19 protein-coding genes and 1 tRNA gene are annotated in these 23,231 nt (G+C 65.1%); 7 read left to right on the forward strand and 13 right to left on the reverse strand.

Annotated features, from left to right (window positions below):
- Positions 1–102 precede the first annotated feature (102 nt).
- The 7 genes from H7H34_RS12005 to H7H34_RS12035 all read left to right on the forward strand — a co-directional run bounded on the left by H7H34_RS12005 (position 103) and on the right by H7H34_RS12035 (position 6,791).
- Complete coding sequence (locus H7H34_RS12005) at positions 103–801, forward strand: GntR family transcriptional regulator (RefSeq protein ID WP_097176280.1); 699 nt, start codon at positions 103–105, stop codon at positions 799–801.
- The gene (locus H7H34_RS12010; RefSeq protein ID WP_185925309.1) at positions 798–1,715 is read left to right on the forward strand and encodes an alpha/beta hydrolase; all 918 of its coding nucleotides are present in this window, start codon (positions 798–800) and stop codon (positions 1,713–1,715) included. Before H7H34_RS12005 ends, H7H34_RS12010 begins: the two co-directional genes overlap by 4 nt.
- 35 nt (positions 1,716–1,750) lie before the next feature.
- Complete coding sequence (locus H7H34_RS12015; protein WP_185925310.1) at positions 1,751–2,968, forward strand: ABC transporter substrate-binding protein; 1,218 nt, start codon at positions 1,751–1,753, stop codon at positions 2,966–2,968.
- A 178-nt stretch (positions 2,969–3,146) separates the two neighbouring features.
- Positions 3,147–4,064: a carbohydrate ABC transporter permease gene (locus H7H34_RS12020; protein ID WP_097176283.1), complete on the forward strand. Its 918-nt coding sequence runs from the start codon at positions 3,147–3,149 to the stop codon at positions 4,062–4,064.
- Positions 4,061–4,894 carry a carbohydrate ABC transporter permease gene (locus tag H7H34_RS12025; RefSeq protein ID WP_120267704.1) on the forward strand — a complete coding sequence of 278 codons (834 nt, stop codon included), beginning with the start codon at positions 4,061–4,063 and terminating at the stop codon, positions 4,892–4,894. The genes H7H34_RS12020 and H7H34_RS12025 overlap by 4 nt, the downstream gene beginning before the upstream one ends.
- Before the next feature lie 20 nt (positions 4,895–4,914).
- Positions 4,915–5,802, forward strand: a complete 888-nt coding sequence (locus H7H34_RS12030; protein WP_185925311.1) for a sugar phosphate isomerase/epimerase family protein — start codon at positions 4,915–4,917, stop codon at positions 5,800–5,802.
- A complete protein-coding gene (locus tag H7H34_RS12035) occupies positions 5,799–6,791 on the forward strand; it encodes a Gfo/Idh/MocA family protein (protein WP_185925312.1) in 993 nt (330 codons plus the stop codon). The genes H7H34_RS12030 and H7H34_RS12035 overlap by 4 nt, the downstream gene beginning before the upstream one ends.
- Before the next feature lie 47 nt (positions 6,792–6,838).
- Here the strand turns inward: H7H34_RS12035 and H7H34_RS12040 are convergent, their stop codons facing one another.
- The 13 genes from H7H34_RS12040 to tig form a co-directional block, all read right to left on the reverse strand.
- Positions 6,839–8,476: a hydantoinase B/oxoprolinase family protein gene (locus tag H7H34_RS12040; RefSeq protein ID WP_185925313.1), complete on the reverse strand. Its 1,638-nt coding sequence runs from the start codon at positions 8,474–8,476 to the stop codon at positions 6,839–6,841.
- A gap of 3 nt (positions 8,477–8,479) precedes the next feature.
- Entirely contained in the window at positions 8,480–10,564 is a 2,085-nt protein-coding gene (locus H7H34_RS12045; RefSeq protein WP_185925314.1) for a hydantoinase/oxoprolinase family protein, read from the reverse strand.
- On the reverse strand, positions 10,561–11,622 hold the full coding sequence (locus H7H34_RS12050; protein WP_185925315.1) for a threonine aldolase family protein: 1,062 nt from the start codon (positions 11,620–11,622) through the stop codon (positions 10,561–10,563). The genes H7H34_RS12045 and H7H34_RS12050 overlap by 4 nt, the downstream gene beginning before the upstream one ends.
- A 21-nt stretch (positions 11,623–11,643) precedes the next feature.
- Positions 11,644–12,948, reverse strand: a complete 1,305-nt coding sequence (locus tag H7H34_RS12055; protein ID WP_185925316.1) for a TRAP transporter large permease — start codon at positions 12,946–12,948, stop codon at positions 11,644–11,646.
- A complete protein-coding gene (locus tag H7H34_RS12060) occupies positions 12,945–13,454 on the reverse strand; it encodes a TRAP transporter small permease subunit (protein WP_185925317.1) in 510 nt (169 codons plus the stop codon). Before H7H34_RS12060 ends, H7H34_RS12055 begins: the two co-directional genes overlap by 4 nt.
- An 82-nt stretch (positions 13,455–13,536) precedes the next feature.
- The gene (locus H7H34_RS12065; protein ID WP_185925318.1) at positions 13,537–14,490 is read right to left on the reverse strand and encodes a TRAP transporter substrate-binding protein; all 954 of its coding nucleotides are present in this window, start codon (positions 14,488–14,490) and stop codon (positions 13,537–13,539) included.
- Between the two features lie 310 nt (positions 14,491–14,800).
- A complete protein-coding gene (locus H7H34_RS12070; protein ID WP_120267695.1) occupies positions 14,801–15,343 on the reverse strand; it encodes a winged helix DNA-binding protein in 543 nt (180 codons plus the stop codon).
- Positions 15,344–15,664: 321 nt separating this feature from the next.
- Positions 15,665–15,740 (reverse strand) — tRNA-Val (locus tag H7H34_RS12075).
- A 260-nt stretch (positions 15,741–16,000) separates the two neighbouring features.
- Entirely contained in the window at positions 16,001–16,276 is a 276-nt protein-coding gene (locus H7H34_RS12080; protein WP_067215746.1) for an HU family DNA-binding protein, read from the reverse strand.
- Between the two features lie 185 nt (positions 16,277–16,461).
- A complete protein-coding gene (lon, locus tag H7H34_RS12085; RefSeq protein ID WP_185925319.1) occupies positions 16,462–18,885 on the reverse strand; it encodes an endopeptidase La in 2,424 nt (807 codons plus the stop codon).
- A gap of 457 nt (positions 18,886–19,342) precedes the next feature.
- Positions 19,343–20,608 (reverse strand): ATP-dependent Clp protease ATP-binding subunit ClpX, encoded by a 1,266-nt coding sequence (clpX, locus tag H7H34_RS12090; RefSeq protein ID WP_120267693.1) that lies wholly within the window; start codon positions 20,606–20,608, stop codon positions 19,343–19,345.
- Between the two features lie 244 nt (positions 20,609–20,852).
- Entirely contained in the window at positions 20,853–21,494 is a 642-nt protein-coding gene (locus H7H34_RS12095; protein WP_120267692.1) for an ATP-dependent Clp protease proteolytic subunit, read from the reverse strand.
- Positions 21,495–21,782: 288 nt separating this feature from the next.
- Positions 21,783–23,123, reverse strand: a complete 1,341-nt coding sequence (tig, locus tag H7H34_RS12100) for a trigger factor (protein ID WP_120267690.1) — start codon at positions 23,121–23,123, stop codon at positions 21,783–21,785.
- Positions 23,124–23,231: the final 108 nt, after the last annotated feature.

Raw genomic sequence — 23,231 nt, forward strand, 5'->3', positions numbered from 1 at the left:
CGATATCGATAATGAAGCGCAACCCCGGTCGGCAACCCCGACGGGCGGAGCGAAAAAGGGTCGCCGGCGCACGGTTGGCGACAAGCAGGGAGCCGCTGTCTGATGGCCGTTGAGAGCTTCTCGACCGCATCCGTGATGGATCTTGTCCCCCGTCAGTCGAGCCGGCGCAGCCATGCCGTCTTCGTCGCCTTGCAGAAGGAGATCGTGCTCGGCGAGCTGCCGCCGGACTCCTCCCTGACCGAGATGGAACTGGCCCAGCGCTTTCAGTGCAGCCAGAGCACGGTGCGCGAGGCATTGATGCAGCTGTCCGAGGAAGGGCTGGTCAAGCGCCTGCCCCATCGCGGCACGCTGGTCGCCCCCTGCCGCGCCGCCGATGCCCGCGCGCTTATCAACATCCGCCGCGAGGTGGAGTGCACCTATCTGGAAGAGGTGCTGCGCAATTCCGGCCGCGGCCTCGTCGGCCAGCTCCGCGACGAGCTGAACGCCATGCGCAACGCCGCCCGCGACGGCGACGAGTATCGGCTCTCGGTGCATGACCGCGCCTTCCACACCACCTTGTTCGCGGCCGCCGACCTGCCGCTGGTGGTGCCGATCCTGACCCGCTGCCTGATCCACAATCACCGCTACAAGATCATGAACTCCCAGCCGAACCGCGCGCTGGAAGAGACGGCCGAGCGGCATGTCCCCATCATCGACGCGCTCAAGGACGGCGATCTGGAGCGCCTACGCACAGTGCTCGGCCACCACATTTCCACCATCGTCGATTTCGGCCCGGACCTGACCGAGGACGCCGGAGCATGACCCCGCGCCGCCAGCCCAGCCCCGCCATGCGCGCCGTGCTCGACCGCCTCGCGCAGGAAGATCGCGGCCTTGCCGACCCCACGACCCTGGAGCCGCAAGCCGGCCGGGCGCTTGCCGCGCTTACCAATATCCGCTGGAACGAGGACCTGCCCCCCGTCGCCGAAAGCCGCACCCTGATGCATGCCGGGCTGCCGGCGCGTCTCGTCGTGCCGGAGGGCGATACCGGGCGCGACGCGATCCTGCACGTCCATGGCGGGGGCTGGGCTTTCTGCTCCGCCGCGACCCATGAAGGCGCCGCCCGGCGTATCGCCAATGCGACCGGCGCGCGCGTGCTCACCGTCGAGTACCGCCTCGCCCCCGAGCATCCCTATCCCCACGGGCTGGAGGACGTGCTGGCGGCCTGGGCCGCGCGCGACACGGACCTTCGCTGGTCGATGGCCGGCGACAGCGCGGGCGCCAACCTGGCGCTGGCGGCGATGCTGCGGCTGATCGAGGAAGGTGGGCCCCTGCCCGCCCAGGCGCTGCTCTTCTACGGGGTCTACGGCGCCGACTTCGCCACCCCGTCCTACGAGTTATACGCGGACGGACCGGGCCTCACCCGGGCGAAGATGCAGCGCTACTGGAACTGGTACGCAGCCCGCGAACTGCGCGACCGGCCGGCCGTATCCCCGCTGGCGGCCAGCGATGCGGCGCTCGCCGCCCTGCCCCCGCTCTATCTCAACGCCGCCGGGCTCGACCCCCTGTGCAGCGACACCGAACGACTGGCCGGGCGCCTTCGCGCGCTCGGCCGCAACGACCCCTTCGACCTGTTCGAGGGCGTCGTCCACGGCTTCATGCAGATGGGGCCGGCCCTGCCGGAGGCGCGCGACGCCTTCCAAAGGGCCGGTGCCATCTTCAGGAAACGGGCCGACTGAGGAGCGGCCTGAAACTCCAGGGAGGAACCAAACCAATGAAAATACTCAGGAAAATCACTGTAGCCGCCAGCGCTCTGACGCTGATGGCCAGCCTTGCCCATGCCGACAGCACCGTGCGCTTCTGGTATCACTTCGACAATGCCGACAACCCGATGAACGAGCTCGTCGCCGAGTTCGAGAAGCAGAATCCGGGCATCAAGGTCGAAGCCGAGAACATTCCCTGGAACAGCTACTACGACAATCTCTACACCGCGATCATCGGCGGGAATGCCCCCGACGCGGCGATGGTCAAGATGTTCGCGCAGCCGCGCCTCGTCGAGATGGGGGCGCTCGAGCCCATCGGCGCACGCATCGACGCCTGGGACGGCAAGGCCGGCCTCGAGGACAACCTGCTGAACCTCACCAGGGCCTCCGACGGCGAGACCTATTATCTCCCCGTCCAGTACGTCGTGCTCTACCTCTACTATCGCCAGGACATGCTGGACGAGCTCGGCCTCAAGGTACCGGCGACCTGCGACGAATTCCGCAATGTCGCCAAGGCCTTGACCCGCGACACCAACGGCGATGGCTCTCCGGACGTCTACGGCTTCGGCTTCCGGGGCGGCAAGGGCGGCCACGACCACTGGGCGAGCCTTACCCTCTCCCACGAAGGCGTCAGCCTCGAGGACGGCCTGACCTCCGAGGCGGGGATTGCCGGCACACAGTACGTCGTCGACCTCTTCCGCAAGGACGGCGTCTTCCCGCCCTCCGCGCCCAATGACGGCTTCCAGGAAATCCTCGGTGCCTTCAAGGCCGGCAAGACGGCGATGACCATCCACCACATCGGCTCGGCCAACGGCATCGTCGAGGTGCTCGGCGACAAGGTCTCGGCCGCGCCGGTGCCCGAATGCGGCGGCGGCCGCTGGACCTCCTTCGGCGACGAGAGCACCGCGGTCCTCTCTTCGGCCTCCGACAAGGACGCGGCCTGGAAGTGGATCTCCTTCCTCTCCTCGCCGGTCAACAACGCCAGGTTCAACGAGGCGACCGGCCAGCTGCCGGTGGTCAAGTCGGATGCCGAGAGCTGGTCGCTGCACCCGCAGCGCTTCGTCAAGGCGACGGTGGACTCCCTTCCCTATGCCCACCTTCTGCCTAACGTCTCGCAGACCTCCGACTTCGTGAACACCGTCTGGCCGGTCAACATGCAGCGCGCGCTGACCGGCGAGATCACGGCGCAGGAGATGAACGAGAAGATCGCCGAGCTCTACGCGCAGTAAAGGCGGTTATCCCCTGAATGCGGCCGGCGGGGCGCGAGCCGCCTTGCCCGTCGCCTTCCTGGAGCCGCCGGCACCCGAACGGGTGCGGGCACGCGGCTCCGGCATTCTGGAACCGATCAGTTTTCAGGGCTTTCGGCCAGGTTCGGCCACGCCCGCTGATCCAGCCGACGGCCAGACCATGACCGATACAACCGTTCCCGATGCCGGGCCGACCGGGCGCCCGCTCGGCCGGCGCGTGCTCCCTTACGCCATGTTGTCCCCGGCGGTGCTGGTGACGCTGGCCATCGTCTTCTTCCCCATGGTGCAGACCGCCTGGATGAGCCTGCACGACTACGTGCTGTTCCGCCCGAACCATTTCGAGTTCATCGGGCTCGACAATTTCCGCAAGGCCTTGGCCGACGAGGTGTTCTGGATATCCCTGCAGCACACCGCGATCTGGATCGGCATCACGATCCCGGCGCAGGTCCTGCTCGGCCTCGCCACCGCCTTGCTGCTGAACCAGGACTTTCCCTGGCGTCCGCTCGCCCGCGCGCTGATCATCATCCCCTGGGCCCTGCCGTCGGTCGTGATCGCCCTGATGTGGGTGTGGATCTACGACAGCAACTACGGCTTGATGAACGACTTCCTGCTGCGCCTCGGTCTCATCGAGCAGGCCGTGCCCTGGCTCGCCCGGCCCGACACCGCGCTCGGTGCCATCATCCTGACGCTGACCTGGCAGGGCTTTCCGTTCTTCGCGGTCATGATCCTCGCCGGCCTGCAGTCGATCCCACGCAGCTATTACGAGGCCGCGGCCATCGACGGGGCCAGCACCTGGCGCCAGTTCTGGCACATCACCCTACCCGGGATCTCCGGCGTCCTGGTGACGGCAATCCTGCTGCGGATGATCTGGGTCGCCAATTCCTTCGACGTCATCTTCGTCATGACCGGTGGCGGGCCGGGCTACAGCACCTACACCCTGCCGCTCTATGCCTTCGTCAAGTCCCGCACCAATCTCGACTTCGGCTACGGCTCCGCGCTGGCCGTCCTGTTCACCCTGCTGCTGATGGTGGTCGTGCTCGTCTACCTGCGCCGCACCGGAAAGGCGGTGAGCCGATGAGACTGCGCAAGCTCCCCCTGTGGCGGCGGATCCTGACCGTCGACCTGCCGATGCTGGCGATCCTGGCCTTCACGCTCGGACCTTATGCCTGGATGTTCCTCACCTCGGTGACGCCGGAAGCCAGGCTTTTCGTGGAAGGTCCGTCGATCCTCGGCGCGACATTCGAAAACTATGCCCGCCTGTTCCGCACCGTCGGCTTCGGCCGCAACCTGCTCGACAGCCTGATCGTCGCAGGCGGCACGGTGGTCGTAGGGCTGTCCCTGTCGATCACCGCCGCCTACTCGTTCTCGCGCTTCGAGTTCCGGGCCAAGCGCCTGCTGATGATGCAGTTCCTGCTCATCAACATGTTCCCGCTCGTGCTGCTGATCCTGCCGCTTTTCGTGCTGATGCGCGTGCTCGGCCTGCTGGACACCCACGCGGCGCTGATCATCGCCAACTCGACCATCGCCATCCCGTTCTCGGTCTGGATGATGGTCAGCTACATGAACGGCATTCCGCGCTCGCTCGACGAGGCGGCGATGACCGACGGGTGCTCGCGGCTCGGCGCGCTGCGCCGGGTGATCCTGCCGCTCTGCGCACCGGGCATCGTCGCGACCGGCATCTACATCTTCATCACCGCCTGGAACGAGTACCTCTACGCACTGACGCTGGGCGGCCGCAACGTGCGCACCATCACCGTCGCGGTGCAGACCCTGATCGGCGAATACGAGGTCCAGTGGGGCCTGCTCACCGCCGGCGGCATCATCGGCGCCATGCCCGCGACCGTTCTCTTCCTGCTCGTCCAGAAACGCCTCATCTCCGGCCTCACCCAGGGCGCGGTGAAGGGCTGAGACTCGAAAGGACCCTCCCCTTGAAGAACCCGATTGGCATCATCTCCATGCAGTTCGTCCGCCCCTTCACGGGCGCCGACCTGCATCACTTCGCAAGGGCGGCGAAGCTCGGCTTCGACTTCGTCGAGCTGCTGGTGCCTGAGCCCGAGGACGGGCTCGACCTTGCCGAAACGCGGCGCGCCGCCGAGGACGCCGGCCTCTTCCTGGTGCTGGCAGCGCGCGTCTCGCCGACCCGCTCCATCGCCTCGGACGACCCCGCCAACTGCCAGGGCGGGCTCGACTACCTCAAGCGCTGCGTCGATGTCGCAGAGGGCCTCGGCGCCCGGATGATCGGCGGTCCGCTCTACGGCGAGCCGATGGTCTTTGCCGGCCGTCCGCCCGTGCCGCGCAGCGATGCCGACATTGCGGCCCGCGCCGAGCGCACCGTCGAGGGACTCAAGCAGGCGGCGGCCGTTGCCCGCTCCGCCGGCAAGGTGCTGGCGCTGGAAGCACTGAACCGGTTCGAAACCGACGTGATCTCGACGACACGGCAGGCAATCGAGGTGGTCGACGCAGTTGGTGATGCGGGCCTCGGCCTGATGCTCGACACGTTCCACATGAACATGGAGGACCGCTCGATCCCCGACGCGATCCGCGCCGCCGGCAATCGCATCGTCCATTTCCAGGCCAACGAGAACCATCGCGGCCACCCCGGCACCGGCCATATCGACTGGCCGGCGGTGATGCGGGCCCTGCATCAGGTCGGCTACACCGGCCCGATCTCGCTGGAGCCCTTCCGCCGCGCCGACGACCGGGTGGCGCTGCCCATCGCCCATTGGCGCGCACCGCGCGAGGACGAAAGCGCAAAGCTGATGGCCGGCCTCGGCGTCATCCGCAACGCGCTGGCGCTGGCGGAGGTCGACCAATGATCAATATCGGTTGGATCGGCTGCGGCCGCCACGCACGGCAGATGCTGCTGCCGCAGTTGGGCCGCAACGGCTTCCGCATCGCAGCCCTGTGCGACCGCGATGCGGCCGCGCTCGGCGAGGCGGCGGCGAATTACGGCGTCACCTCCCTGCACAGCGACTATCGCGACCTGATCGCCCAGCCGGGTCTCGACGCCATCGGCATGGCGGTCGGGCCGGAGCTGCACCGACTCGCCTCCATCGCAGCGCTGGAGAAAGGCCTGCCGGTCTTCATGGAAAAGCCCCCCGCAGCCGATGCGGCGGGCGCGCGCGAGGTCGCAGCAGCCTCGCAACGGGCCGGCAAGCCGGTGATCGTCGGCTTCATGAAGCGCTACTCGACCGGCAACAGGATCGCGCGCAACGTTCTGGACGGAGACAGCTTCGGCAAGGTGCTGGGCATCACCGGCAGCTACATGACCGCACCGACCTATTTCGTCGGCGAGCCGGACTATACCGGCTTCTTCCTGCATCACTGCGTCCACTACATGGACCTCATCCCCTGGTTCGCCGGCGAGGACTTCGGCGACATGCTGGTGCGATCAGTCAGCCCGGCTCCGGGCAAGCTGCTGCTGCATGTCAACTTCACCACCAGGGGCGGCACGATCGGCAATGTGGTGATGGGCACGGTGCAGTCGCGCGGCACGCCCATGGAAGAAATCCGCATCATCGGCGACCATGCGCGGCTGGAGATCGACAACATCATCAATGTGCGGCTCTATCGCGACCCGCCGTTCAAGGCGGACGACCCGGCCGCGACCCTCGATCCGGCCTGCGACACGCTGTCCTGGACGCCAAATTTCACCGCCGCCGCCAACGAGGACCACAAGGGCTATGCCGCCCTTCTGGCCGACACGGCGCGGGCCCTACGCGGCGAGCAGGCGAACGCGCCGGGCATCGAGGCCGGCGTCCTCGCCATGGAGCGGCTGGAACGGATGATCGCGCAGATTTCCTAAAAAAGCCGCGCGTGAAGCGAAGGCTCCACGCGCGGTTCCGCGCCCTGTCACGCGGCAGGCGCCACTCCGTAGATCTCGCGGGCGGCCTGTGGCGAAACGAAGCCGTTGCGGACATCCTCCAGAACCGCGTCCCGGTTGCGCTGCTTCGGGTCGCCAAAGCCGCCGCCGCCCGCCTCGTGGATGGTCAGCGTATCGCCCTGCGCCAGCACGTAACGCCCCTTCGGGTGAACCATCTCCCCGTTGATCGAGATCTCGCGCAGCTTGCCCGGTTCACCGCCCAGCATGCCGAGCGGGGGGAACTCGGTCCGCCCCGACAGGCAGGAAACGGTGAGGGGATAAGGCGACTCGTTGCGCAGCACGATCTCCTGACCGAGGCCGCCGCGGAACTCGCCCGCACCGCCGCTGTCCGGCAGCAGCCGTTTGGCGAGGACCGTCATGCTGGTCAGCCGCTCCCAGACCTCGATGGGGATCGAGGTCATGTTGGAGGGTGACGGCGTCGTCGGCGCCCCGTCGATCCCCTTCAGCGCGCCGAACCCGCCACAGGCAAAGAAGATGCTGGACACCTCCCTGCCCTCGCGATTGCGCCCCTGCACGTTGATCAGATTGAGCATGCCGGAATCCGCCTGCACCCTGTCAGGCATGACGCTGGCCAACGCCCCGAAGATCAGCGGGGCAACATAGTGGCCGATCACGTGGCGCCCGCCCGTCGGACTGGGATGGAGGGGATTCAGGATCGAGCCTTCGCGCGCCGTCACCTCGACCGGCGTCACCGACCCCAGATTGTTGGGAATGCCCGGCGTGGTCAGGCATTTGATGGCATAGCAGGCCATGGCGTGGGTGTAGCAGACCGGCACGTTGATCGCCGAAGGCACGGCATCGCAGGAGCCGGAAAAGTCGATCCGCGCGCGCCCATCGGCGATATGCACCGCGCAGGCGAGCCGAACGGTCTCTTCCACGCCCTCGACCAAGATCGCATTCTCGTAGCATCCGTCCGGGATCTTGCGCAGTTCCTCCCGGATCGCGGTCTCGGACTGCGAGATGATGACATCGGCAATCTCCGAGATGTCGTCGATCCCGTATTCGTCCATGAACTCCAGCAGCATGCGTCCACCAACCGAGGTGGCCGAGGCATTGGCCATCAGATCGCCAATGGTCTCTTCCGGTGCCCGCACGTTGCAACGGAACAGCTCGAGGATCAGCTCCGAGACCTGCCCCTTCTCCATCAGCTTCAGCACCGGCAGGCGCAGGCCTTCCTCGTAGACCTCGCGGGCGACCGCCGAGAAGCCGCGCCCGCCGATATCCGGCAGATGGCTGATGCTCATGCAATAGCCGACGATCCGGCCGTTGCGGAAAATCGGCTGCATGACGTTGATGTCGAACATGTGCCCGGTGCCGAGCCAGGGATCGTTGGTGATGACGACGTCGCCGGGCGACAGCGTCTCGGGCGGAAACCGCTTCAGCATGTGCTGCAAGGTAGCGGGCGCAGTTCCGGTGAAGGACGGAACGCTGTAGCTGCCCTGTGCCAGCATCCGGCCGCGCCCGTCGAACAGCATGCAGGACAGATCGTAGCTTTCACGCACATTGGTGGAGAAGGACGTCCGCACGAGGGTGTTGACGATCTCGTCGGTGATGGAGATCAGCCTGTCCCAGTAAATGCCGACGGCGATGGGGTCGATCTTGCTCATGTCTTACCTGATTTCGATTACGAGGTTCATGAAAGGGTCGACGGTCAGATGGTCGCCGGGCCCCAGAACGCAGGTCGATTCCCGCTCCTCGATGAGGGCCGGGCCCGTGACCTGATCGCCGCTCGCCAGCGCGTAGCGGTCATAGACCGGGCAGTCGACGAAGCCGCCCGCGTCCGGGAAATAGGCCTTGCGGCTGCCTTTCAGCGCCACCTCGCCCTCCGGCTCCTGAAGCACCCGGTAGGTCTGGTGCTGGGCCGCCAACGGTCCATAGGCCTCGATCTTCCAGTTGAGGATCTCGATCGGCCGCCCGGGCAGTGTCATGCCGAAGATCGCCGCGTAGGCCTCATTGAAGAGCTGCGGCAGTGCGGCGTGGAGGCACTGCGGATCTCCTTCGTCCGGTAGTGCCACCTCCACCTCGTAACCCTGGCCGCTGTAGCGCATATCGAGACGGCGGCGAAAACGGATCGCCTCCGGCGCGACGCCACCGGTCGCAAGGACTTCGGCGGCCTCGGCCTCCAGCTCGGTGCAGATGGCGGCGAGATCGGACGGGGCGAGCCGGTCGATGCCGATCTGGCGAGAGCGCACCACCTCGAAGGCCGGCGGACTGCTCAACAGCCCGAAGGCGGACATGACGCCGGCACCGGCCGGGCAGATGACCTTGGGAATCTTCAGCTTGCGGGCGACGCGCACGCCATGCAGCGGGCCCGATCCACCGAAAACCACCATGCTGGAACGGCGATAGTCGATGCCTCGCTCGGACGCATGGACGCGAAAGGCCCGCGCGACGTCCTCGTTGATGACCTCATGCATGCCCCACGCGGCCGCCACCAGGTCGACATTCAGCTTTTCGGCGACATGATCGCCGATTGCCTTGCGCGCTGCGGCTTCATCCAGCGCCATCTTTCCCCCGAGAAAGGAGCCCGCCCCGAGATAGCCGAGCAGGAGGTTGGCATCCGACAGGGTCGCTCGCTCCCCGCCACGGCCGTAGCAGGCCGGCCCTGGATCCGCGCCCGCGCTGCGCGGTCCCATTGCCAGCGTCCCGCGCTCGTCGGTTCCGGCAAGGCTGCCGCCGCCCGAGCCGATCTCGATCATGTCGATGACCGGGATCTTGGCCGGAAGGCCGCTGCCACCCTTGAATTCGTGAACCCGCGCCACTTCCATCTCGTAGCGCTTGATCGGCGTGCCGCCGCGAATGATGCAGCCCTTGGCAGTCGTACCGCCCATGTCGAAGGCAAGGACGTTGCGCTCGTCGAGCACCTTGCCGACATGGGCCGACATCAGGGCGCCAGCCGCCGGCCCCGACTCCAGCAGACGGATCGGGAACTCGCGGGCGATGGAACTCGCCAGCGTACCGCCACTGGAACTCATCACCAGGAACTTCCCGGTGAAGCCGATTTCGCCGAGCCCGGCCTCGAGCCTGGCCAAATACCGGTCGACGATCGGCTGGACATAGGCGTTCATGCAGGTCGTCGTCCAGCGCTCGTATTCGCGCGGATAGGGAAAGACGGTCGAGGACAGGCTGACATAGAGATCGGGGAAACGCTCGCGGATCCAGCTGGCCACCAGGCGCTCATGCGCGGGATTGGCGTAGGAGTTCAGGAAACACACGGCCACCGCCTGAATGCCCTGCTCTTCCACCAGACGGGCAAGCCCGGCCTCCAGTCCCGCGCGATCCGGAGCGGTGACGACGCTGCCGTCGTCGCGGATGCGCTCGCGCACCTCCAGGCGCTGGTTTCGTGCCACCATGGGCTGCGGGAAGGCGATGCGCATGTCGAACAGGTCGTAGCGGCGCTCCAGCGCGATATCGAGCACGTCCGAAAAGCCTTCGGTGGTTACCAGCGCCGTCGGCACACCCCGCCGCTCGATCACCGCATTGGTGACGAGCGTCGTTCCGTGGGCGATGGCGGAGACCTCGCTCATGGCGATCCCCGCGCTCTCGGCAATGGCAACGACACCTGCCAGGACCGAGCGGGATGGTTCGTCCGGCGAGGTCAGCAGCTTGTGGGTGATGGCGGTGCCGGCTGCATCGTCGAAGAGAGCCAGATCGGTGAAGGTGCCGCCGATATCTACTCCGATACGGTATGTCATTCGTCATCTTGCCTTTCATGCGTGTTGGCGAGGTGCGCCAGCGCCTGCAGCGCCTGGTCGACCGCCGAATGGGTGATGTCGCGATAGGTGACGAAGCGGACGAGGTCCGCCCCGAAGGGGATGGCGATAACGCCCTCCCTCGAAAGCCGCTGGCAGAACGCTTCCGGACCTCCCCAACGGGGCGCCAGACGCAGCAGGACAATGTTGGTGGGCACTGGAGGATCGACCGGCATCAGGCCGGGAAGACCGCGACAGCCTTCGCGCAGCCGGGCGGCAGTCTCGTGATCGGCCCCCACCTCCCCCCAGTTTTCCAGCGCCACGAGTCCCGCCGACGCGATCATGGAAACGGGCCGCATGCCGCCACCGAGCCGCTGACGGATCCGCAAGGCCTCGCCGATGAAGTCGCGGGGACCGGCAAGCATTGCGCCGGACGGTGCCCTCAAACCCTTGTTGAGACTGACGGCAACAGACGAGGCCTCCGCAGCCAGTCGGGCCGGCACCTCGCCGAGCGCAACGGCCGCGTTGAAGAGGCGGGAGCCGTCGAGATGCAGATGGGCTCCAGCCTGCCGCGCGACCTCTGCGACCGCCGCCACATAGGTGCCGCCGATGGCATTGCCGCCGCCCCGGTTGTGGGTGGTCTCCAGTGCAAAAAGACGCACCGAAGAGCGCTGTGCATCGGTGGGCGGAGCGCCGGCTGCCCGCCACTCGGCAAGGGCCGACATGCCGTACTCTCCGGCGAGCCCGCGATACTCGACCCCTGCGACCGCCGCGTGCCCTCCCGCCTCGGAGGTCGCCAGATGGTTGGTCGCATCGCCCAGCACGGTGTCGCCCGGCCGGGTCCAGGCGATCATCGCCGCAAGGTTCGCCATGGTGCAGGTCGGGAACAGGAGGGCATCCTCCTTGCCCAGAAGCTCCGCTGCACGGGCCTCCAGCCGCTGCTGCCAGGGATCGTCCCGCAGTCCGAAGGCGCCGGGCGAGAGCGCCGCCTCGCCCATGGTTTCGGCCATGCGCGCGCAAGGGCGCGACAGGAAGTCACTCCTGAAGTCCAGATACGTCATTGTACTTGCCTTTGTTGCGTATCAGCCGGCCGTGTGCGGCAGCCAGAGGACGATCTCCGGCACTGCGTAGATCAACAGGCAGAACACCACGATGATCAGCGCATAGGGCAACGAGGAGTAGGCGATCTTCTCCAGGGAGACCTTGCCCGCTATCGACTGGATCGCGAACAGGTTCAGCCCCATCGGCGGGGTCAACTGCCCGAGCTCCATGAACAGCACCATGGCGATTCCGAACCACACCAGATCGAAACCGGCCCCCAGGATCGCCGGCAGCAGGACCGGCACCGTCAACAACATCATCGAGATGCCATCGATGAACATGCCGAGCACCGTGAACAGCGCCATGAGGCAGAGGAAGAAGACGAAGGGCGACAGGTCCAGCACGGCAATGCCTTCGGCAAGCGCCCGCCCCACTCCCGACAGAGTCAGCGCATAGCTCAGAACCTGCGAGTTCATCATGATGAAGAGGACCACGGTCGTCGTCATCACGGTGCTTTTCAGCGCCTCGCTGAGCACCGCGATGCTGAGCGCCCGGCTCTGGAGGGACAGAAGCATTGCCAGAAGCGCACCGAGCCCGCCCGCCTCCGTTGGCGTGACGATGCCGAAGTACATGCCGCCGATCACCGCCAGCACGAGGAGGATGACCGGGCCGCAGTCGCCCAATGCACGGGCGATGTCCCGACTGCTGCGCGGCTCGCTGTCCGGGCGCGGTGCCAGCGCCGGGTTGAGCCAGGTCCGGACCCAGATATAGGCCATGAAGACAGCGGCAAGCAGCAGCCCGGGCACGACACCGGCCATGAAGAGGTCGATCAGCGGCGCCTGCACGGAGGAGGCATAGATGACCAGCGGAATGCTGGGCGGGATCAGGATCCCGAGGCACCCGCCCCCGGTCAGGCTGCCGAGGTTGAGTGTATCGCTGTAGCCGCGCTTGCGCATTTCCGGCAGCGCGATGACGCCGATGGTCATGGCGGTTGCGGTCGACGATCCGGAGATCGCCGCAAAGATCGCGCAGCCCGCGATGTTCGACTGGGCTAGTCCACCCCGCACCCGGCCGATCAACGTCGTAAGGCCGGAATAGAGCCGAGCCGAAACCCCGGACCGGGCAATGATCTCGCCCATGAAGACGAAGAGCGGCACCGCTGCGAGCGTGAAGGAGTCCAGCGTGTTCCACACGATGTCACCCAGCGTCGGCCAGAAGCGGCTGCCGCCGACCAGCGTCACACCGACGATGCCGACGAAGCCCATCACGGAGCCGATGGCGACGCCGAAGAAGAGAAGTGCGAACAACAGGGCGCCGTAGATGGCGAAAGCGACTTCCCAGCTCATGCCTCGCCCCCCTCGCCGCGACGCAGGCCCGCGACCGCGTGGACCATCAATTGCAGGTAGACGAGGCAGAGCAGCCCGAAGCCGAACGGCAGCACCGCCTGGACGACCCACAAGGGCGTGGCGGAAGGCTGGATCGACACCGTGCCGAAGCGATAGTTCATCGCCACCAGTCGATACGTCGCGTAGGTCAGCAAGACCGAGGCTGCCAGCCCGACCAGCGCCCCCAGAACAGCGGCCAAACGCTGCCCGACGGGAGAAAACCGCCGCGAAAACGCATCGACGGAGATGAACTGCCCGGACCGAAGCGCCTGACCGAAGCCAAGCAGGCAGATCCAGACAAGGGCATAGCCGCCGTATTCGTCCGCGACCAGGGTTGAGGTGTTGAAGACGTAGCGCGATATCACCTCGACATTGATGAGGATGACGAGCGCGACAACCAGCAGACAGGCGGTGAGCATCATTGCACGGGACAACCCGTCAATGGCTTTGTCGATCGGGTGTAACATGGGAAACGATCGGCTCCGTCGGAAGGATCGGGAGCCGGCGGGCCGCGGGTGAGGCACGGCCCGCCGGAGCGGACTAGCAGCCTCAGGCCGGGCCGCAGACCTTCATCGCCGCATCCAGCAGCGTCCGGCCGGTCTTGCCGTTCCGCTCGGCCCAAGCCTGCCAAAGCGGCTGCAATGCCGCCCCGGCCTTGTCCATGTCATCCTTACTCGGGGTGACGAGCGCGACGCCATTGTCGCTGAGGTTCTTGCGGGCAAGCTCCTCGTTCTCCTGCGACATCGCGTTGTATTTCGGGCCCCACTCCGCAAACTTTTCGCGCAGGATAGCCTGGATATCCTCCGGCAGCTTGCCGAACTCCTCGCCGTTCACCAGCATCATCTGGTGGCCCATCGTCATGTTGACCATGTAGCCGGTCTTGACGATGTCATAGGCACGCCAGTCGTTGGCCGACAGGGCGGAGGTGATCGCACCATCGATGGTGCGGCGTTCCAGGGCGGGAATGACTTCCGCGGATGTGATGGAAACCGGGCTGCCGCCGAGCAGCTTGATCATCTCCACCTGCTCGGGATTCCAGGTACGCACCTTCAGACCGGAGATCTCGTCCAGAGAGCCGATCTCCCGGTTGAGCCACAGATTCTGCGGCGGCATCGTCCACTGAACCCCGGCAACGATATCGAACTTCTCCTCCATCACCGCCGAGACCGTGGGAGCAATCTCGCTGGCGGCCGCCTCGAACTCCTCGAACGAGGTGCACAGGAACGGCATCGACAGGACGTTCAGCTCCGGCACGTCGCCAGACGCGAAGCCCACCGCCACATCGCCCATCTGAACCTGGTTGGTGGCAACGCTGCGCACCACATCGGCCGCCTTGTATGGCAACTCGCCTGCGGTGAAGATCGTGATCTTCAAGCGCCCATCGGTTGCAGCCTCGACATCTTGGGCGAAAGCCCTCGTCAGCTGCGTCGGCTTGTCATTGGTGGGAAAGTAGGTGAAATACCGCCACTCGAACTCTTGCGCAGAGGCTGAAGAAGCCAGCATTGCGGCAGAAACCCCAAGACCGAGCAACTTGATCAATTTAGCCGTGTTCGATTTCATCACACAGTTCCCCTCTCATTTCCCGGTCATACCCGGGATTTACTGATTTTTATTTTTTCTAAACCGCATCCTCCCGATCAGGAGACCACCGTCACCCAAATGTGTCAAAGCTGTAAATTGCCGGCGAAACGAGGGCGTTTCACAGCTCGTGGTCGGGTCTTCAGGCAGCAGAATGCACGCTCCGAAAGCCCCAAAGGACCTCCGGATGCCGGCGAAAATCGCTTGAAAGGTAAGACCCGCGGCCGGACGGCGTTCAGCGCTTGGTGCGCACGGGAGGCGGGAGCACATTCGGCGCAGCAGCCGTGGCCGAGCGGCCCGACTGGTCATACATCGCCGTCATGGTTTTCAGGAAAAGCGTGACCTGCTGCATTTCGGTCGAGGAGCGCCCCTCGATGAACCATTGGATGTTCGGCACGAGGAACTCATCCCGCACCCGGCGATATTCGTCGCAGGTCTGGTCGCCCAGTTCCGTGGTCTCATAGTGGCTTTCCCTGCCGCGGCGATGCACGCGGGCAAGATCCGCAGCCAACAGCTTCTTCAGCGAGTAAGAAACCAGGTGCGTGTCGTCGATGTTGAGCACCATGCAGATTTCCGCGAGCCGCCGCCCTCGTGCCCGCAGATTGATTCCGTGCAGCACAAGGATGTCCATCGGGCTCAATCCGCGTGTACCGCTGGCGGACATGCAGATCTCGACCCACTTGTGAAACCCGAAGGAGAGATTGACGATCGCGAACTCCAGATCACTGAGGATCCGGCTGAACTCCTGTACGGATTGCGTCTTCCTGTCGTCGTCCATGTCCCGGTAACCTATCCACTTGCAAAGGCGCCCGTCCGTCGATCCTCAGGAGCGCACGGCAGGCCAGGATCCCGATACGAAGCATCGGGAAGCGAGACCTGGCAGGAACGGCAATTGGCCGGCCCCCAGGGTCGATCGGAGCGGAGCGGTTACCGGCAGGCCGGCATCGAAGGTGACAACAGGGTCCACCATCAAGTCAAGCAGTCGCCGGTTGCCACAGCCGGAGAGCACCCGGCGAACTGGGTCGGAACAAACCCAGTTTCACGCCTGCCGGCGCAGAAGCCAGCTGTTGATCGCACAGGAATTCAGGTCGGGAAAACGTGGTGGGCGGTGAGAGACTCGAACTCCCGACATCCTCGGTGTAAACGAGGCGCTCTACCAACTGAGCTAACCGCCCGTCCGGCGCGGCCCGGAGCAATCCAGGGCCACCGCGGAGGGAGCCTTGCGGGCAGGCCGAAGGCTGGTGCCTTTTAAGCCGAGCCGGCGGCGAATTCAACCGGTCAGATCACCGGCGCAAGATGGCGCGCCCCGGCCCTCTTGCGGCCTGTGGGGCACGGAACGCACAAGGACAGCCCCCAAGAGCTCCTCGGACGCAAAACGGCCCCGGCGGGCATCCCGCAGGGGCCGTCAGCGGAAGGGTTCGAACGGTCGCGCCAATCAGGCGTTGACGGCGTCCTTGAGGCCCTTGCCGGCCTTGAACTTCGGGGTCTTCGACGCCGGAATCTGGATCGTCTCGCCGGTGCGCGGGTTGCGGCCCTCGGAGGCAGCGCGCTCGGAGACGGAGAAGTTGCCGAAGCCGATGATACGCACTTCGCCGCCGCTCTTCAGCGTGCCGGTGATCGCGTCGAGCGCTGCATCAACAGCCTCGCCGGCCTGCGCCTTGGTGAGGCCCGTCTTCTCTGCGACAGCGGCGATCAGGTCGTTTTTGTTCATGGCAGTCCCTTTCCTGGAAACAGCAAGCCCGACGATTCGTGACAGGCTTCGGGGAGGGACAGTCTTGCGAAATCCCGCCCGTGGCAAGCTGAAAAGCGCAGAAATCCGCGATTTTTTCGGCTTTTTGCATGACAAAGGGGCGCCTGCTGACGCCGGCGCCCCTTTTCCTGTGAATAAGCGGTGGATCAGTGGGCGACGAGCTTCGCCGCATCATCCTCCTGCACCACCGACTTGGCCGCCGCATCGGCCGCTGCCTCGTCCCATTCGATGGGCTCCGGCGTGCGAACCAGCGCGGTTTTCAGCACCTCTTCCATCCGCGCGACCGGAATGATCTCCAGCCCGTTCTTGACGTTGTCGGGGATGTCCGCAAGGTCCTTGGCGTTGTCCTCGGGGATCATCACCGTGGTGATGCCGCCCCGCAACGCGGCCAGCAGCTTCTCCTTCAGACCGCCGATCGGCAGGATCCGCCCACGCAGGGTGATCTCGCCCGTCATCGCCACATGGCGGCGCACCGGAATGCCCGTCATCACCGAGATGACGGCGGTGGCCATGGCGATGCCGGCCGACGGACCATCCTTCGGCGTCGCGCCTTCCGGCACGTGCACGTGGATGTCGCGCTTGTCGAACAGCGGCGGCTCGATGCCGAAATCCACGGCCCGCGAGCGGACATAAGATGCCGCAGCCGAGATGGACTCCTTCATCACGTCGCGCAGGTTGCCCGTGACGGTCATCTTGCCCTTGCCGGGCATCATGACACCCTCGATGGTGAGCAGCTCGCCCCCCACCTCGGTCCAGGCAAGACCGGTGACGACACCGACCTGGTCCTCGAGCTCCGCCTCGCCGTAGCGATAGCGCGGCACGCCCAGGAACTCCTCGACGACGGCCTCGTCGACCTTGATGGCCGGCTTGTCGGACATCAGGATCTCCTTGACCGCCTTACGGGCAAGGGTTGCCAGCTCGCGCTCCAGGTTACGCACGCCCGCCTCGCGGGTGTAGCGCCGGATCACCTTGCGAAGAGCCTCGTCCGACACCTCGAACTCGCCCTTGCGCAGCCCGTGGTCCTTCTCGGCCTTGGGCAGCAGGTGACGACGGGCGATCTCCACCTTCTCGTCCTCGGTGTAGCCGGCGATGCGGATGATCTCCATCCGGTCCATCAGCGGCGCCGGGATGTTGAGGGTGTTGGCCGTGGTCACGAACATCACGTCCGAGAGGTCGTACTCGATCTCCAGGTAGTGATCCATGAAGGACGAGTTCTGCTCCGGATCCAGCACCTCCAGCAGGGCCGAGGACGGATCGCCGCGGAAGTCCATGCCCATCTTGTCGATCTCGTCGAGCAGGAAGAGCGGGTTGGCCTTCTTCGCCTTCTTCATCGACTGGATGACCTTGCCGGGCATCGAGCCGATATAGGTGCGCCGGTGACCGCGGATTTCCGCCTCGTCACGCACGCCGCCGAGCGACATGCGCACGAACTCGCGGCCCGTCGACTTGGCGATGGACTTGCCGAGCGAGGTCTTGCCGACACCCGGAGGGCCGACAAGGCACAGGATCGGGCCCTTCAGCTTGTTGGCGCGCTTCTGCACGGCGAGATACTCGACGATGCGGTCCTTGACCTTCTCCAGGCCGTAGTGGTCCGCGTCCAGCACCTCCTGGGCATGCTTGAGGTCGTGCTTGACCTTGCCCTTCTTGCCCCACGGAATGCCCAGCAGCCAGTCGAGATAGTTGCGCACGACCGTGGCTTCCGCCGACATCGGGCTCATCTGCTTGAGCTTGCGCAGCTCTGCATTTGCCTTCTCGCGCGCTTCCTTCGACAGCTTGGTCTTGGCGATGCGCTCTTCCAGCTCGGCCACCTCGTCGCGGCCTTCCTCGCCGTCGCCGAGCTCCTTCTGGATCGCCTTCATCTGCTCGTTCAGATAGTACTCGCGCTGGGTCTTCTCCATCTGGCGCTTGACGCGCGAGCGGATGCGCTTTTCCACCTGCAGGACGGAGATCTCGCTCTCCATCAGACCGAGCACGCGCTCCAGACGACCGGCGACGGAGGTGATCGCGAGGATCTCCTGCTTCTCCGGGATCTTCACCGCCAGATGCGAGGCGATGGTGTCGGCGAGCTTGGAATTGTCGTCGATCTGGCCGATCGCGCCGAGAACCTCGGGTGAGACCTTCTTGTTGAGCTTCACGTAATTGTCGAACTCGGCAACGACCGAGCGCGACAGCGCCTCCACCTCGACCGTGTCGGTGTCGGTGTCGGGCAGCTCTGTGGCATGCGCCTCGAACAGGTCGCTGCGATCCGTGAAGGACGAGATGCGGGCGCGCGACACGCCTTCCACCAGCACCTTCACCGTGTTGTCCGGCAGCTTCAGCAGCTGCAGCACGGTGGCGAGCGTGCCGACCTCGTAGATGTCGGAGGGCGACGGCTCGTCGTCGGAGGCGTTGATCTGCGTCGCAAGCAGGATCTGCTTGTCGGCGCTCATCACCTCCTCGAGGGCGCGGATCGACTTCTCGCGGCCGACGAAGAGCGGCACGATCATGTGCGGGAACACGACGATATCGCGCAAGGGGAGGACGGCATGGAGGGTGGTATCGCCCTCGGTCCGCGCATCGAAATCAGTCATGGGTCTTCCTTTCCTTGCGAACCCGCCGCCCCGGGGAGTGGCAGACACGACGGGCGCATTACGGAAGCGGTGCCAGGATCATCTCGCCCCTGCCCGGCCGTTGGCCGATGGGAGCTGGCGTCCAGACCGGCCGACCACCCTCGCCCCGTTTGCCGGGCACGGCGGCGGTCGCCCCGCTTGCCTGTTATGCCAATAGGTGGCGAGCCCCCCGCAACGTGTCAAGGCACGCTGACCGCGCGGGCGCCCCGCGTTAGCTTCGAGTCTAAGCCCAAACCGGTTTGATTCGCCGAAAAACTGCGCTTCCGCCGGCATAAAAAGCCAGAAATCCGGGGAAATCGGTTACCCGACTTCCGCAGCGTAATCTCAGGACACTCCGCAACGGGTCCTTTGACGGCAAAAGCCCCGGACCGTTGCCGGACCGGGGCCTTCAAGATCACGAAGCGGAAGAAACGCTGCCTCAGGCAGAGGTGGCGGAAGTCTCCGCACGATCCTCGTAGATGTAGAGCGGACGCGCCTCGCCGGTCACAACCTCGGCCGAGATCACGACTTCCTTGACGCCCTTCAGGCCCGGCAGCTCGTACATGGTGTCGAGCAGGATCGACTCCAGGATGGAGCGCAGGCCACGGGCGCCGGTCTTGCGCTCGATCGCCTTGCGGGCCACCGCCTTCATCGCCTCGTCGTGGAACGTCAGCTCGACGTTCTCCATCTCGAACAGGCGCTGGTACTGCTTGACCAGGGCGTTCTTCGGCTCGGTCAGGATCTGGACCAGGGCTTCCTCATCGAGGTCGCCCAGTGTCGCGATCACCGGCAGACGGCCGACGAATTCCGGGATCAGGCCGAACTTCAGCAGATCCTCGGGCTCCAGTTCCTGGAACAGCTCGCCGGTGCGCCGGTCTTCCGGAGCCTCGACATTGGCCTTGAAGCCGATCGAGGTCTTGCGGCCGCGCTCGGAGATGATCTTCTCCAGGCCCGCGAAGGCACCGCCGCAGATGAACAGGATGTTGGTCGTGTCCACCTGCAGGAATTCCTGCTGCGGGTGCTTGCGGCCACCCTGGGGCGGCACGGAAGCCACGGTGCCTTCCATGATCTTCAGCAGGGCCTGCTGCACGCCCTCGCCCGACACGTCACGGGTGATCGAGGGGTTGTCGGCCTTGCGGCTGATCTTGTCGACCTCGTCGATATAGACGATGCCGCGCTGTGCACGCTCGACATTGTAGTCGGCCGACTGCAGCAGCTTCAGGATGATGTTTTCCACGTCCTCGCCGACATAGCCGGCCTCGGTCAGCGTGGTCGCATCCGCCATGGTGAAGGGCACGTCGAGAATGCGCGCCAGCGTCTGGGCCAGCAACGTCTTGCCGCAGCCGGTCGGACCGACGAGCAGGATGTTCGACTTGGCCAATTCCACGTCGTTGTTTTTCGACGCGTGATTCAGGCGCTTGTAGTGATTGTGCACCGCGACCGACAGCACCTTCTTCGCCGGACCCTGGCCGATCACGTAATCGTCGAGGACCCCGCGAATCTCCTGCGGCGTCGGAATGCCGTCACGGGACTTGACCAGCGAAGACTTGTTCTCCTCGCGGATGATATCCATGCACAGCTCGACGCATTCGTCGCAGATAAATACGGTCGGGCCGGCGATCAACTTGCGCACTTCGTGCTGGCTCTTCCCGCAGAAAGAGCAGTAGAGCGTGTTTTTCGAGTCGCCGCCGCTGGCCTTAGTCATCAGGTAAACCCCGCGTGCTTCGGAAGGACTGGTCCTTCCGCTGTATCTGGCGAGAAGAACGAAGCCGTTCTTCTCTTTTCCGGAACCGGACTAGAGACCCGCCCGCACTCGTCCCGTAAATGTCATCATGCTTCCACCTCAAAAATCAATATACGTTTAAGGCGAAGCCATGGCGCCGGTCTTCTCTGACCGAACGGGACGCCGCACGCCACCCTAAGGCGGGTCCGCCCCTGGCACCGTTACGTCACTTAGACTTGTCGTCGCTACCGGCAAGACCGGCCCGGCTGGTGATGACGCCATCGATCAGGCCGAACTCCTTGGCCATCTCCGGCGTCAGGAACTTGTCGCGCTCCAACGCCTCCTCGACGGCGTCCAGAGACTGCCCCGTATGCTTCACATAGATCTCGTTGAGCCGCTTCTTGAGGCTCAGGATCTCCTGCGCATGCAGCATGATGTCCGCCGCCGTGCCGCGGAAACCGCCGGACGGCTGGTGCACCATCACCCGCGAGTTCGGCAGCGAGAAGCGGCTGCCCTTGGCGCCGGCCGCCAGCAGCAGCGAGCCCATCGAGGCGGCCTGGCCGATGCACAGCGTGGAGACTTCCGGGCGAATGAACTGGATCGTGTCGTAGATCGCCAGGCCCGAGGTGACGTAACCGCCGGGCGAGTTGATGTAGATCGCGATCTCCTTGGTGGGGTTCTCGGCCTCGAGATAGAGCAGCTGCGCACAGACGAGCGTTGCCAGATGATCCTCGATCGGCCCAGTGAGGAAAATGATGCGCTCCTTGAGAAGCCGCGAATAGATATCGAACGCGCGCTCGCCCCGGTTCGTCTGCTCGACGACCATCGGCACGAGTGAGTTCACGGCGAAATCGACTGGATCCTTCATGCCTCGTCCATGCTTTGGAGGAACGCTCCCGGGCTGCACCGCTCGCGCGCAGCCACCTCTTCAAATCGGTTTGCCGCTCGCAAGCGGCCGGGAACGGTCTCGGTCTCGGTCTTGAGTCGAAAAAAGCGACACCCATTCATAAGGGATGTCGCCTCGTATCGGAAGATAGGTGCTGACGGGTCGGGAACAAGGGTTAAAAACGCAAGGAACAAGGCTGCCTTCCTCGCGAATACGGCCCCGGAGGTCATCCGGGGCCGGTCCGTCAAACCGTCAGGTCGGGAACGAGGATCAGGCCTCGTCCTCGTCTTCCGCCATCAGCTCGTCCTTGGTGACCGTCTTGTCGGTGACCTTGGCAAGCTCGAGGATGTAGTCGACGACCTTCTCCTCGTAGATCGGCGCCTGCAGGCTGGCGAGCGCCGTCGGGTTGCTGCGGTAGAAGTCGAAGACCTGCTTCTCCTGGCCCGGGAACTGGCGAACCTTCTCGTAGAGGGCGCGCTGCACCTCTTCGTCGGTCACCTTGACCTGGTTCTGCTCGCCGACCTCGGAGAGCACCAGGCCGAGACGGACCCGGCGCTCGGCGATCTTGCGATACTCGCCGCGAGCCTCTTCCTCGGTCGTCTCTTCGTCCTCGAAGGACTTGCCGGAGCGCTGCATGTCCTGCTCGACCTGGCGCCACACGCCGTCGAACTCGGACTGCACCAGACGCTCGGGCAGGTCGAACGTGTAGACCTCGTCCAGCTTGTCGAGGAGCTGACGCTTCACCTTCTGACGGGTCATCGCGCCGTACTGGCTCTCGATCTGGCCGCGGATGATCTCCTTCAGCTTGTCGAGACCCTCAAGGCCCAGACCCTTGGCGAAGTCGTCATCGATCTTCACCTCGCCCGGAGCCTGCACTTCCTTGACGACGATGTCGAAGGTGACAGCCTTGCCGGCCAGGTGCTTGGCGGGATAGTCCTCGGGGAAGGACACCTCGATGACCTTCTCGTCGCCGGCCTTCAGACCGACGAGCTGCTCCTCGAAGCCCGGAATGAACTGCTTGGAGCCGAGCACCAGCTGTCCGTTCTCGTCGGCACCGCCGTCGAACGGCGTGCCGTCCAGCTTGCCGAGATAGCTCATGAGGACACGGTCGCCCTCCTCGGCCGCACCGTCCTTGGTCTCGAACGGCTTGTTGTTGTCGGCGATCTGGGCGATCTGCTCGTCGATCTCGGCATCGGAGATCTCGACCACCGGACGCTCGATCTCGACCGTCTTGAAGTCGATCAGCTCGAATTCCGGCAGGATATCGTAGCTCATCTTGAACGAGATATCGGCAGACCCCGACAGGATCGCCTCGGCGTCGCCGTCCGGCAGATCGATCTCGGGCTGCAGCGCCGGCTTCTCGTTGCGCTCCTCGACCGCCTTGCGGGTGGTCTCGTTGAGGAGCTCATTGAGGATCTCGGCGGTCGCCTGGCGCCCATAGAGGCGCTTCAGGTGCGCAGCCGGAACCTTGCCCGGCCGGAAGCCCTTGATCTTCACCTTGTCCTTGAGGTCGTCAAGGTACGTATCGAGGCGGCTAGCAAGCTCAGACGCCGGAATGACGACTTTCAGTTCGCGTTTCAGCCCCTCGGCCAGCGTTTCGGTTACCTGCATGGTCGTGTGCTTCGTCCTAGATCGAGAACGTCTTTCCGACTGCTCTTGTGATTGTGTGGCCCGGCTGGGCGTGCTTGACCGGATTCGCTGCCAAAACGGGAGCGCATC

It is taken from the genome of Stappia sp. 28M-7, from assembly GCF_014252955.1.
Taxonomy (GTDB): Bacteria; Pseudomonadota; Alphaproteobacteria; order Rhizobiales; family Stappiaceae; genus Stappia.